Source organism: Nocardia sp. 852002-51101_SCH5132738, from assembly GCF_001665695.1.
Taxonomy (GTDB): Bacteria; Actinomycetota; Actinomycetes; order Mycobacteriales; family Mycobacteriaceae; genus Nocardia; species Nocardia nova.
In genome coordinates, this window is sequence record NZ_LZML01000158.1 from 1 (window position 1) to 13417 (window position 13417).

Sequence of the window (13417 nt, forward strand, 5' to 3'; positions counted from 1 at the left end):
CCACCCCCGCACTGACCGCCTGATCGAACAGGATCACGCGGAAATCACCCCGATACACCACCCGCTTGGACTTGACCCGGCGCGGTGCTGGCGTTGCCGCACAGCGGCAACTGGGACGTGGCAGGGATCTGGCTGGTGCAACGGATAGGTTCCCCCACCGTCGTCGCCGAGCGACTGCGGCCGGAATCGCTGTTCCGGCGCTTCGTCCGGTTCCGTGAACGTCTGGGTTTCGAGATCGTCCCGCTCACCGGTGGCACAGCCCCACCGTTCGACCTGCTGGCCACGCGGCTGCGGCAGGGACGGACAGTCGGGCTGCTCGGTGAACGCGATTTGACCGGTGCCGGAGTGCCGGTCACCTTCTTCGGCGAGCCGGCGCGCATGCCCGCCGGTCCAGCCCGGCTGGCGATCGACACCGGCGCACCGCTGCTGCCGGTACATTGCTGGTTCACTCCGGCCGGCTGGGGATTTCACGTCGGCGCACCGATCGCCACCACCGGCGGAGCGCAGCAGACCACTCAGGCTCTGGCCGACCGGTTCGCCGCCGGAATCGCCGCCCACCCCGCCGACTGGCACATGCTGCAACCGCTGTGGACCGCCGACCAGCTCATCCGCGCGCAGGCGCGCAGCAATGCGCACCGCTGATCCGCGCCATCGCATCGACACCGACTTTGCACTGGCTACAGGCACTCGCCCGCCACCCCGGCTGAGTGAACGCGCCGAGACTCGCTACCTTCGACCGAGTCGTGGCCTGGACGCGCCTGCGGCGCCGTCTCCGCCGATTCCTTTGCGCCGCTGAAGAAGTCGCGGTACACGCGGAAGGCCATGGCCAGCGCACAGACCGATGTTTCGATGCAGCGTGGGTGACCGGACTTTGTGATTCGGGTGCAGCGCACGCCGGCGGTCACGTGCACATAGAGTCGGGCCTGTGGATCTTCTGGATCGGCTCCGCCTGGATGTGCCTGTCGTGCAGGCCGGTATGGGTGGAGGAATTGCACGCGGGCGCCTCGCTGCCGCGGTTGCGGCGGCTGGAGGGCTCGGGACCATCGGCATGATGCCCCCAGTCGAACTGCGCGCCGCGATCAGCCGGGTGCGTGAAGAGGCTCCCGAGCGGGCTGTGGTGGTGAATCTGCTGATGCCGTTCGCGCGTCGCCATCACGTCCGGGCCTGTCTGGATTCGAGAGTCGACGCGGTCGTGATGGCTTTCGGTGGCGATCGCGCGTTGGTGCGTGAGCTTCACGATGCCGGGATCTTCGTACTGACGATGGTCGGCACCGAGGAGCAAACCCGCACTGCCGTCGGGTGGGGTGTCGATGCTTTGATCGCCCAGGGCCGAGAGGCAGGGGGCCATCTGGTGGGGACCGTTCCGGCACTCGAATTCCTCCCGCGCGCCGTTGCGATTGCCCACGACAAGCCGGTGTTGCTCGCCGGAGGGATTGCCGCCGCCGTGGACACAGCCGCGGCGTTGTCCGCCGGCGCGGTAGCGGTCGTTGCGGGCACTCGGTTCTTGCTGACCCACGAGTCCGGCGCTCACCCCGAATACCGGCGCCGGGTGCTGGAGGCGCGGACGACTCTGGAGACCACGGTGTTCGGGCTCGGGTGGCCCGCACGCCATCGCGTGGTGCCGAACAACGTGACTGCGCGGTGGTGCGGTCAGGACGGTGCAGCGCGGCGGGTGCCTGCGCTGATCAATGCCTGGAGTGGCCCTTTGGCGCGGGTAACACCGGAGAGGCTGAACGGCGCGATATTACGCCTGCAACGCCCACGGCTGCCGTTGTTCAGTCCCATGGTGCCGACCGAGGATGCGCCGGCAGCGTGCGCGGATCAGGCAGCGTTGTATGCGGGTGACTCCGCGCTCCGCATCACCGAGGTGATTTCGGCGAAACAGGCGGTGGCCGAGTTGGCGGTTTGAACCAGTTCGGCGAGGAGGCCGGCGATTGGGTCCGTCTGGGTGCCGGTTCGCAAAGCGGCCAGGTGAGTTAGGGAGCCCGCCGAGTCGACTGTGCCTGCGCCGACTCGCCGACGCGGGCAGCGGTAGTCGACACACGGAGCTCGGGCGGGCCGGTGTGGACCGTGTCGGCTTCGAGTCCGCGCACCAGATCGACGTCTCCGGCGGGCCGGCCATCGCTGTTTCGGCGTTGATCGCGGGCCTACCCGAATACGCGGTCGACCTCTACTACGCCTGGACCGCCGGCCACGACCCCGCCTACATCCAGTACACCGAACCCGAACACGTCCACGCCCAACCGCCCGGCACATCCAGCACGAACTGATCCCACGTTGAACGCAAGTACGACGTGCAACGTGTGCGTACGGGGGTATGCCGAACACATCGCTGATGAAGGGAGATGAACAGCAATGATGATGAATCAACTCATGGATATGTTCCGCGACTGGTGGAACCGTATGTTCCCGAACATGCCGATGATGATGTGACCCGTAGCGGGGTTATGCGCCCCGCCGGGCAGGGCACGGGACTGGTCCGAATCCGCGCTGCTGCCCTTGAATCTCCCCGGTCGTCGGCAACCGCCGCGATCAGCCTCTCACCCCAACAGGTCCCGGCATCTGCCCGACCGGCCGGGTCGGTGCCCTCCGGGATACGCCCGGCATCGGGGCTCGCCGCAGTGGATACCGAAAACTCTTCGGTGATCACGACCACATTTGCCTTTTTGCGTTCTGCCTCAGTGACAGCTTTCGCCAGGCACGCTCGCCCGTGCCCACATCGGACTGTTTGCGGTCTCCGTCGCCGGGTATGCGTGCGCCACGGCCGACGGCGGCCCCCGGGTAGTGAGATGGAATGGTGATGGACAGCAGCGCCACAGCAAAAACAGCGACCGAATACGTGATCAGGCAGTTGGAACACGCAGGGACCGCGCATCGCGACGATTTCGATGTACCGGCGCTGGTGGCGAACCTGCACTCCCTGGTCGAAGGGTGGGACTTCCGCCAACTGAATCGAGCAATGTTCTGGTCGCTGGCAGCCAGCTACCTGCGGACATAATTGAGCAGAGCTGCGCCCACAGACCTGCAACGACATCGAACACTGTTCCAGCCGGTTCTCGCCTGTCTGCGTCGGTACGTCGAGCGCCCTGCGCCGCGGACCATGATCAGCGTGGCAGCGATCGGCCGCCGAAACCGACGAGCGCGCGCAGTGACATCCCGGCGACGCCGACCGGATTGTGGCGTATCTCGTGCGTTGCAGGGGCGGGGTCAGCGGCACCTACCTGGCCACCGTGCTGCCGGAGCATCGGCCGGCAGTTGTCGGCTCGTAGGCGCTGCCCTGCTGCCGAGCCCACGACGGACCGGTGACGTATGTCCGCGCGGGGAGAACTCCGGTCCGGTCAGCACCGCACCCCGGTAACGGCGAAGCGTTCCACTTCGGCGATGTGGCCGCCGGTGGAGACCGCGAGCGTCAGGGTGCCGGGGCAGGCCGCGGTGAACGGAACCGTTGCCTGCCAGGGGCTGTCGGCGCCGCCGGCGGCGATCCCGGCGACCTCGCCCACCGGTCGCGCGGCGTCGACGCGACGCAGTTGCACGCGCAGACTCTCGTCCACCCCTGTGATACGTCCGCTCGCGACGACCGGCGACCGCACCGTCGAGCCGTACGCCGGGCCGGTGACGGTGAGTGTGCTGTCCTCACTGCCGACCACCTCCCACGGCGCGTCGCCGCCCGCGCCGATGCGGGCCAGGTGCAGGACAGCCGCGACCGCCGGACGACCGCCCGGATTGTCGAAACCAACACTCACCCATGCCTGTTCGCCCCGCACGTCGGTTGTCACCGCCTTGTCGACATTCCGATAACCGAGATACTGCTGGGTGAACATCACCGCAATCGTGGCGGCGTCGAGCCCCCACGGCTGGTGCCCGCCCTCGCGGTAGGCCCGCTGCCACGCCGCCGCATCTTCGACGCCGGCGAACGGCCACAGCGGCTGATAGGCGAACCCGGTCGTCGGCGAACCCGGCGTGCTCTCCGGCGAGGATGATGCGGTCTCGGGAGGAAGACCCGGCACGACCGGCGTAGCCGCGGTCGAACTTCCCGACGCCGCAGCGTCATCCCCGCCGTCACGCGTCAGTGAGAAATACAACGCCACCGCGGCCAGCACGACCGCCACCGCGGCCACCACCATCACAACTGTTAAACGTTGCGACGGCGCCCTATTCGTTGCCATAGCCCTTACCCTCCGATCGATTCACCCCCGGGTGACTCCGCGTAGCGACAGGACTCACCCGCCTCGGCCACACCGAGGCGGCAAACCTCACTGTGCGCCGCCCCGACACACCTCGGAAAGGGCGGATGGGCCACTCGCCGTGAGTCTTTGGGCACGAGGCACCGCGGCCGTCGTCGGCCCGGGACATCGGACCCGCTGCGACGGACATGACGCCTCGCACCGCCCGGCTACCTCATCGGGCGACGCGCGCCACACCGCCAACCAGTAAATGCGCATATATACGCGCGCGATCCGATTCGCCTCGACGGCAAGGGCGTTGGCGCGCGTGGTTTCCTGCGCTGACTGCTCGGCGGCTACGGCCGCCCGCCGCGCCTCGGTGACAGCTTCAGGGGCGCTGTCCGCCTGGCTGTGCGCGTGGCGCAGCGCCCGCCAGGCGATACCAGGGGACAAGACGGAAGCGACCGCGGAGGCGATTCGCAATGTCGCCGGATGCGCTCACGCCCCAGGCGGCATCCGTTGACGCCCACTCGGTCCGGATGATCATCTGACGCGAAACCACAATTGTCGAGGAGGTTCGAATGCAATTCTGTACACACCTCGGGCACCTCGATCGGCGCGGTGGATGGATCCAGCTAGAAAGCTGTTGGCAGTCAACGGATCTCAGTCGTCGCTCACCCGGCGCGCCGCCAGGTGACGCGGTCGTCACCTGCCGTGCAAATCTCTGCCCCGGTAGTCCTGCGCAGAACGCACCCCCTCGCCCCTGATGGAACAGCGTCGCCCTCAGGTCCCGCGCACATCATCCCGCAGTCACCGGACAGCGTCATCTGCCGACTGCGCCGGTTGTTGATCCACGCGTGGTGTCTCGCCTACGGTCGAGTCGAGAGTCGTTTCCGTGTACCAGCTACCCGTAGGTGGAGCAGATGGGAACTAGCGAGAAAGCGACACCCCACCCGAACGAGTCACCACGTATGTCCCCGGAGGTTGTCGCGAAGTGGCGTTCTGACCTTACCAGCGGCGAGAACGCCATCGATCCAACAACATTCGCCGGAACGATACCTCAGGTGCGTGGAGTGGCACCGCGGATTCGCGTCGGGCGGGACAAATGGTTCAACCTTCTCTGGCTCTTGCCGATCGGCCTCGTCGTGCTGGTGGCTGCCATCGCGATCGCGCAGGGACTGCGGGACCTGAGCTCGGTCCAGCAATTCATCGCCCGCCATCCGGGAACGACCGTCGCTCACCCGGAGCAGACAAGCGGCATGCCGACGTGGTTGCGCTGGCAGCACTTCTTCAATCTCTTCTTGATGATCTTCATCATCCGGTCCGGAATTCAGATCCTGACCGATCATCCGCGTCTGTACTGGACCCGCCACTGCACGCCCGGCAAGGACTGGTTTCGTTTCCAGAATCCGGTACCGGCTGATCCGCTATGGACCGCCAAGCAGGACTCCGTCAGCCTTCCCCAGCAGATAGGGCTCCCCGGCCTCCGTCACTCCATCGGACTGGCGAGGTGGTGGCATCTCGGCATCGACACGCTGTGGCTCCTCAACGGAGCCGTCTTCTACATTTTTCTGTTCACCAGCGGCCAGTGGCGCAAGGTCGTACCGACCAGCTGGGACGTGTTCCCCAACGCGCTGTCGGTGCTGATTCAGTACTTGTCGCTGCGCTGGCCGACCGAAACGGGCTGGGTTGCCTACAACGGGCTCCAGCAGATCGCCTACTTCCTCACGATCTTCGTCGCCGCCCCCGCCGCGTTGATCACCGGCCTGGGAATGTCGCCCGCGCTGTCGACCCGGTTCCGGTGGATCAGCAGGCCGTTCAGCATCCAACTCGCACGCTCGCTGCATTTCCTCGTGCTGGTTTGGTTCCTGCTGTTCATCGTCGTTCACGTGTCCCTGGTTTTCACCACCGGGGCGCTGCGCAACCTCAACCACATCTACGCGGGGCGCGACGACACATCCTGGCTCGGTTTCACCCTGTTCACTCTGTCCATGGTGGTGGCGGTCGTGGGTTGGGTCGCTGCCACGCCACTGACAATCCGGCACCCCCGCCTCGTTCAGCGGATAGGGTACGCACTGATCGGTCCGGCACAACGGCTGTTCGAACATCTCGATTCGAAACCGGGTGAATACACCGAGCGCGACATCTCCCCCTACTTCTGGCACAACGGGCACTATCCCGATACCCCGGAATATCGCGCGCTGTTCGACAGCAGGTTCACCGATTACCGACTGTGGATACACGGCCTGGTGAACAATCCCGTAGAACTGAGTCTCGACCAACTGCGCGCCATGCCGCACCACGAACAGATCACACAGCACTTCTGTATCCAAGGCTGGTCCGGGGTCGCCAAATGGGGTGGTGTGTCGATGCGATCCATCATGGAACTCGTCCAACCACATCCGGACGCAAAATGGGCTGTGTTCTACTCGCTCGCCGAGGGCCCCGAGAAGGGACGCTACTACGACGCGCACCCGATCGAGCAGATGAGCTACCACCTGACGATGCTGGCCTACGACATGAACGACGCGCCGCTCACATACGGGCACGGCGCTCCGCTACGACTACGCAACGAAACTCAGCTCGGATTCAAACAGGTGAAATGGATACAGGGCATCGAATTCGTCGCCGACTTCACCGAAATCGGTGGCGGCCACGGAGGATACAACGAGGACCACGAATTCTTCGGCTACCGCCAGTCCATCTGAGTCGTGGTGATTCACCAGATACCACCTTTACGGTGCCGAGCCTAATCGCCTGCCGGCTCCGCTCCCCCCGACCGAACCTGTCACCTCTTCGTGCCGCAGTCCCCTAGAAGGTGCTGCGCGAAGCGGGACTGCTGACCAGCGAACGCCGCGCCTCCTGGTTCTACTCCCGGGCGGTCACCGCAGCGCTTGCGCGGCTGTCACAGGTGCCCGCGGTCGAAGCCGGAGCGGCGGGCGACCGCGAGACCACCACCTCCGAACATCCTCACAGGTCGAGAGATGATTCGGTTGCGGGAAGGAAGGCATGACGGCGTAGCGGTCGGCTGGCGTTACCAGCCGCTGTTGGCCTCGCGCAGGGCGCTGACGTAGTCCCGGCGTTCGCGTGCGGTCTCGTTTTCGCCCACCGGTACCCTGAGCACCCCTCGAACCTCGTCGACTTCGGCGTAGCCCTTGCGCCGCATCCATTCCCGGAGCCCGTCGAGCAGAACGTCGGCGTAGTCGGGTCCGTGGCGCAGCAGCGCGGAGGCGGACTGGACGACGTCGGCCCCGGCCAGCAGGTACTTGATCAGGTCGGTGGCGTCCTCGACGCCGGTGGTGCCGGCGAGCGACCCGCGCACCCGCCCGCGCAGCAGGGCGATCCATGTCAGCGGCACACGCGACTCCGCGCGGGTGGAGAGAGTGACCGCCGGCTCCACACTGAGGGTTTCGGGGTCGATGTCTGGTTGCAGGAACCGGTTGAACAGCACCAGCCCGTCGGCGCCGGCCGTGTCGAGGCGCAGCGCCATCTCGCCGGTTGAACTGAAGTGTGGGCTCAGCTTTACTGCCACCGGCACGGTTACGGCGTCCTTTACCCGGGCGAGGATGTCGAGGTGGCGCTGCTCGACTTCTCTGCCACAGGTGTGTGGATCGCCGGGCAGGTAGTAGATGTTGAGCTCTATCGCGGCCGCCCCGGCGTCCTGCATCGAACGGGCGAAGCCCGCCCAGTTTCCCAGGTTGACGCCGTTGAGGCTGCCGATCACCGGCACCGGGACCGCCGCCGCGGCGCGTTCGAGCAGGCTCAGATAGCGGCGGGGCCCGTGGTTCTCGAGGGCTGCCTCTGGGAAGTAGGACAAGGACTCGGCATAGCTCTGGGAATCGTGCTCGGTCAGTCGCGTGTCGTGCTCCGCTTCGCGGATCAGTTGCTCTTCGAACATCGAATGGAGCACCACCGCACCGACGCCCGCAGCGGCCAGGCGGCGGACTCCGTCGACGGTCTGTGAGAGCGGGGACGCCGCCGCCACCAGCGGGTTGGCCAGTGTCAGCCCTAGGTAGCGTGTGGACAGTTCCATCAGCGATCCTTGCGGGCGTCGGCGGTGAAGTGTTGCGGGCCCCGAGATGCCATGTCCTCGTATCGCTTCCAGCGCTGAAGGATCGCCTCCTCGGCCAGCCCGAGGAGGCGGTCGTATTCGGCCGGGTCGAAATTGGCCAACGAGCGGTACCGCAGTTCCTGGTTGCGGTAGTCGCCGAGGGGGATCCTCGGCCGGTGCGAATCGAGCAGGAACGGATTCTCGCCGGCAGCACGCAACATGGGGTTGTAACGGATCAGTGGCCAGTGCCCGCTGGCGACCGCGCGGTACTGCTGGTCCATTCCGTGGCGCATGTCGATGCCGTGGGCGATGCACTGGCTGTAGGCGATCACGATCGACGGTCCGTTGTACGCCTCGGCTTCACGGAACGCCTGCAGCGTCTGTTGCGGGTCGGCCCCCATGGCGACCCTGGCGACGTAGACGCTGCCGTAGGCGATCGCTTGCAGCGCGAGATCCTTCATCGGCAACGTCTTGCCGGCGGCGGCGAACTTCGCGACCGCGCCCAGTGGCGTTGCCTTCGACATCTGTCCGCCGGTGTTGGAGTAGACCTCGGTGTCCAGTACCAGCACGTTGACGTTGCGCCCGCTGGCCAAGACATGGTCGAGTCCACCGGAACCGATGTCGTAGGCCCAGCCGTCGCCGCCGACGATCCACACGCTGCGCCGGATCAGGTGGTCGACCACGCTGAGTAGGTCGGCTGTCTCGGCGGGATCGAGCCGAGCGAGCCGAGTCTCGAGTTCGGCCACCCGTTCCCGCTGGGCACGCAGCTCCGATTCACGCAACTGCGACGCGGTCAGGATGTCGTCGACGAGTTCGGCGCCGACCGCCTCCCGCAATTCGGTGAGGCGCAGCCGGGCCAGTTGGACGTGCCCGTCGGTGGCCAGTCGGAAGCCGAACCCGAATTCGGCGTTGTCCTCGAACAGCGAGTTGGACCAGGCAGGGCCGCGTCCGTCCACGTCGGTCGTCCACGGGGTGGTGGGCAGGTTGCCGCCGTAGATCGATGAGCATCCTGTCGCATTGGCGATCATCAGACGGTCGCCGAAAAGTTGGGACAGCAGTTTGAGATACGGCGTCTCCCCGCAACCCGCGCACGCCCCGGGGAACTCGAACAGCGGCTCGAGGAACTGGGCCCCGCGAACGGTGCCGAAGTCCACCCGTGCCCGGTCGGCCGTCGGGAGGGTTTCGAAGAAGGCGATGTTCTCGCGTTCGGTGGCCACCCGGGGTTCGCGGGGGCCGAGGTTGATCGCCTTGGTACCGGTGGGTCCCGGAACAACGACGGGGCAGGCTTCGACGCACAGACCGCACCCCGTGCAGTCCTCGGTGTACACCTGTAAGGAGAAGCGGGCTCCCGGGAGACCGACAGCGCCCAGTGGCGCAGAGCCGAACTGCTCAGGGGCGCACGCCAACCGGGACTCGTCGTAGAACTTCGAGCGGATCACGCTGTGGGGGCAGACGAAACTACAGTTGCCGCACTGGATGCAGGTGTCGGGGTCCCACACTGCGACAAGTTCGGAGACGTTGCGTTTCTCGTAGGCCGTTGTGCCGCTCGGGTAGGTCCCGTCCACCGGCAGTGCGCTGACCGGTAAGGCGTCGCCGCGCCCGGCCATCATCTCCGCGGTGACCGTACGGACGAACTCGGGCGCATCCTCGGACACGACAGGCGCCGGCTCTCGCGTGGCGGTGACGAGGTCGGGTACCTCGATCCGGTGCAGCCCTTCCAGCGCTCGGTCCACGGCGGCCAGTTCGCGGCGCAGCACGTCGGCTCCGCGGTTGCCGTAGGTCTTCTCCACCGACTTCTTGATTCGGGCGACTGCCTGCTCGCGCGGCATTGCATCCGAGATGGCGAAGAAGCACGTCTGTAGGACGATATTGATCCGCCCGGCGAGTCCGACCTGTTGGGCGATGCGGCCCGCGTCGACTGCGTACAGCGTTATCTGCTTGGTGAGGATCTGTTCCTGAACCCGGCGAGGCAGCGCGTCCCAGACCTTGTCCGGTTGATGTCTGCAGTTCAGCAGCAGGGTCGCTCCCGGGGCGGCAGGGCCCAGTACATCGACCTTGTCCAGAAATCGGAACTGATGGCAGCCGATGAGGTTCGCTCGCGCTACCAGGTAGGGCGCCCGGATGGGCTGCGATCCGAAGCGTAGGTGTGAGACTGTCTGCGAACCCGATTTCTTCGAGTCGTAGACGAAGTAGCCCTGCACGTGCAGGTGCTCCTCAGCGCCGAGGATCTTGATCGTGTTCTTGTTGGCTCCGACGGTGCCGTCGGAACCGAGGCCGTAGAAGATCGCGCGCACCGTGTCGGGGGGCTCGATGTCGAAGGACGGGTCGTAGGCGACGCTGGTGTCGGACACGTCGTCGTCGATGCCGATGGTGAAGCGGCGGCGGGGCCGCTCACGGGCGAGTTCGTCGAACACGCCGGCGACCATGGCGGGGGTGAACTCCTTCGACGACAGGCCGTAGCGTCCGCCGGACACCCTCGGCATGACGGCCCGCTCACCGTCGGTGTGTGCCTCGGCGAGTGCGGCGACGACGTCGAGATACAGCGGCTCGCCGATCGATCCAGGTTCCTTGGTGCGATCCAGCACGCCGATCGTGCGCACCGTCGCCGGCAGCGCATCGAGGAATGCCCTGCCGGGAAACGGCCGGTACAGCCGTACCTGCACCGTGCCGACCCGCTCGCCGCGCTCGGTGAGAGCGGCAACGGTTTCGGCTGCGGTCTGCGCGCCGGAGCCCATCAGCACCAGTACCCGTTCCGCCTCCGGATGGCCGACGTACTCGACGATGCTCATCTTTCTGCCCGTGCGCGCGCCGAGGCGGTCCATGAGGTCTTCGACCACCGCGGGGACACGGGCGTAGAACGGGTTGACCGTCTCGCGTGCCTGGAAGTACACGTCCGGGTTCTGTGCGGTGCCGCGTATGAACGGGCGTTCCGGGGACAGTCCCCGTCCGCGATGCGCCCGGACCAGCTCCTCGGGCACCAGCGCTCGCAGGTCGTCGTCGGACAGTGTCTCGATCGTGTTGAGTTCGTGGGAGGTCCGGAACCCGTCGAAGAAGTGGACGAACGGCACCCGTGTCCGAAGAGTGGCACCCTGCGCGATCAGCGCCAAATCCTGCGCCTCCTGCACCGAGGCCGACGCGAGTAACGCGAACCCGGTTTGGCGTACGGCCATCACGTCCGAGTGGTCGCCGAAGATCGACAAGCCCTGCGTGGCCAAGGATCGCGCCGCGACGTGCATCACCGCCGACGTCAGCTCGCCCGCGATCTTGTACATGTTCGGGACCATCAACAGCAAGCCCTGCGACGCCGTGAAGGTAGTGGCCAGCGCACCGCTCTGCAGAGCGCCGTGCAGCGCGCCGGCGGCACCGCCCTCGCTCTGCATCTCCACCACGGTCGGCACGGTGCCCCACAGGTTCGGGCGATGCTGACTGGACCATTCGTCGGCCAGCTCGGCCATCGGCGACGACGGGGTGATCGGGTAGATACAGCACACCTCGTTGAGCCGGTAGGCAACCGAGACGGCGGCCTCGTTACCATCCACTGTCGCGCGCGTCATGTCGGCTCCGGAAACATGTCGATGGCGTGGACCGGGCACTGCTCGAAGCACTCTGCACAGCCGGTGCACTTGTCGTAGTCGTACTGGTAGCCGTGGCCCGCTCCCAGTTTGATGATCGCATCCTCCGGGCAAGCTCCGAGACAGCCGTCGCATTCGAAGCAGTTGCCGCACGACAGGCACCGGCCGGCCTCGAAGGTCGCTTCTCGGGCCGACAGGCCCGCTACGACCTCCTCGAACCCGGCGGTGCGCTGTGCCGGAGCAAGTTCGGGCTGCCGGCGCCGGTCGGCGTCGGCGAAGTACCACAGGTGTAGCTGGTCGAATGTCGCCATCGGATGTTTGGGAGGAGGTTGCGCTCCCGAGACGCCACGCAGCCAGGCGTCGATGTGGTGAGCCGCCTTCTTCCCGTGCCCCACCCCGACGGTCACGGTGCGCTCGCTGGGCACCATGTCGCCGCCGGCGAACACGCCGGGGCAGCCGGTCATCAGCGAATCGCTGACGCGTACGCTGCCGTCGCGCTCGAACTCTACGCCTGGCAGCGTGCGCATGAACGCCGACTCGGTCTCCTGGCCCAGCGCCATGATCAGAGTATCCGCGGCAAGGGTCTCGAATTTTCCGGTCGGCCGCGGACGGCCCGCTTCGTCGAGTTCCATGATCTCCACCTGCAGTTCGGGGCCGTCGAAGGCGGTGATCGTGCGCAGCCAGTTGATGCGCACGCCCTCGCGTTCGGCGTCCTCGGCTTCCTCCTGGTGGGCGGGCATCCGCTCGCGGGTTCGGCGATAGACGATGACGGTGTCCTCAGCGCCGAGGCGGCGGGCCACGCGGGCTGCGTCCATCGCGGTGTTGCCGCCGCCGTAGACGGCAACGTGACGCCCGACCGTAGGCTTGTCGCCGGAAGCGACGCTGCGCAGGAACGACACCGCGTCGACCATCGTGCCGGCGTCGCGGACCGGGATGTCGACCCGTTTGGCCAGATGGGCGCCGATCGCGACGAACACCGCGTCGAAACGGCCCTCCTCCCGTTCAGCGGCGAGGTCCTCGACCCGATGGTTGCAGGTCAGCTGCACTCCGAGTGCCGCAATTCGGCTCACCTCGGCCGCGAGTACGTCGCGAGGTAGCCGGTAGTTCGGGATGCCGTAGCGCATCATTCCGCCGGGTTCGGTTCCGGCGTCGCGGATCTCGACGTCGTGACCGAGGCGAGCCAGGTGGTACGCGGCCGATAGCCCGCTCGGCCCTGCGCCGATCACGAGCACCCGTTTGCCGCTCCGGGAGGGCGGCGGCGCGAACGTCCAACCCTGCTCCCGCGCGAGGTCCCCGAGGAACCGCTCCACCGCGTGGATCGATACCGCACTGTCGAGATTTGCGCGGTTGCAGACCGATTCACACGGGTGATAGCAGACCCGGCCATGGATGGCGGCAAACGGATTGTCGGCGACAAGCTGCCGCCAGGCCTGTTCGTTCCGGCCTGCCTTCGCGTGCGCCAGCCACGCCTGGATGTTCTCCCCGGCCGGGCACCGGGCATTGCACGGAGGCAACAGATCCACATAGACCGGACGGCGCTGGCGTACCGGCCCGGGTCAAGTCCAAGCGGGTGGTGTATCGGGGTGATTTCCGCGTGATCCTGTTCGATCAGGCGGTCAGTGCGGGGGTGG

The 13417-nt window shown here is 66.6% G+C and carries 7 protein-coding genes and 2 pseudogenes; 5 read left to right on the plus strand and 4 right to left on the minus strand.

The window, feature by feature from the left end:
- Nucleotides 1-78: 78 nt before the first annotated feature.
- From A5789_RS24350 to A5789_RS24365, 4 genes and pseudogenes are all read left to right on the plus strand, one after another.
- Nucleotides 79-642 (plus strand): annotated as a pseudogene (locus tag A5789_RS24350) (phosphatidylinositol mannoside acyltransferase); the annotation flags it as partial.
- 283 nt (nucleotides 643-925) lie between these two features.
- The gene (locus A5789_RS24355) at nucleotides 926-1909 is read left to right on the plus strand and encodes a nitronate monooxygenase (RefSeq protein WP_064902950.1); all 984 of its coding nucleotides are present in this window, start codon (nucleotides 926-928) and stop codon (nucleotides 1907-1909) included.
- 178 nt (nucleotides 1910-2087) lie between these two features.
- A pseudogene (locus tag A5789_RS36860) lies at nucleotides 2088-2216 on the plus strand (sodium:proton exchanger); the annotation flags it as partial.
- 584 nt (nucleotides 2217-2800) lie between these two features.
- Nucleotides 2801-2998: a hypothetical protein gene (locus tag A5789_RS24365; RefSeq protein ID WP_030517066.1), complete on the plus strand. Its 198-nt coding sequence runs from the start codon at nucleotides 2801-2803 to the stop codon at nucleotides 2996-2998.
- Nucleotides 2999-3338: 340 nt separating this feature from the next.
- On the opposite strand, the gene A5789_RS24370 is transcribed toward A5789_RS24365, so the two are convergent.
- The gene (locus A5789_RS24370) at nucleotides 3339-4166 is read right to left on the minus strand and encodes a Gmad2 immunoglobulin-like domain-containing protein (protein ID WP_231956659.1); all 828 of its coding nucleotides are present in this window, start codon (nucleotides 4164-4166) and stop codon (nucleotides 3339-3341) included.
- Between the two features lie 968 nt (nucleotides 4167-5134).
- On the opposite strand from A5789_RS24370, the gene A5789_RS24375 reads away from it, so the two are divergent.
- Nucleotides 5135-6871, plus strand: a complete 1737-nt coding sequence (locus tag A5789_RS24375) for a molybdopterin-dependent oxidoreductase (protein WP_064902956.1) — start codon at nucleotides 5135-5137, stop codon at nucleotides 6869-6871.
- 326 nt (nucleotides 6872-7197) lie between these two features.
- On the opposite strand, the gene A5789_RS24385 is transcribed toward A5789_RS24375, so the two are convergent.
- Genes A5789_RS24385 through A5789_RS24395 form a run of 3 tightly spaced genes read right to left on the minus strand, consistent with a single transcriptional unit; the run spans nucleotide 7198 to nucleotide 13309 of the window.
- Nucleotides 7198-8196 carry a dihydroorotate dehydrogenase-like protein gene (locus A5789_RS24385; protein ID WP_064902958.1) on the minus strand — a complete coding sequence of 333 codons (999 nt, stop codon included), beginning with the start codon at nucleotides 8194-8196 and terminating at the stop codon, nucleotides 7198-7200.
- A complete protein-coding gene (gene nifJ / locus A5789_RS24390) occupies nucleotides 8196-11768 on the minus strand; it encodes a pyruvate:ferredoxin (flavodoxin) oxidoreductase (protein ID WP_064902960.1) in 3573 nt (1190 codons plus the stop codon). The genes A5789_RS24385 and nifJ overlap by 1 nt, the downstream gene beginning before the upstream one ends.
- On the minus strand, nucleotides 11765-13309 hold the full coding sequence (locus A5789_RS24395; RefSeq protein ID WP_082940922.1) for an NAD(P)-binding protein: 1545 nt from the start codon (nucleotides 13307-13309) through the stop codon (nucleotides 11765-11767). The genes nifJ and A5789_RS24395 overlap by 4 nt, the downstream gene beginning before the upstream one ends.
- Nucleotides 13310-13417: the final 108 nt, after the last annotated feature.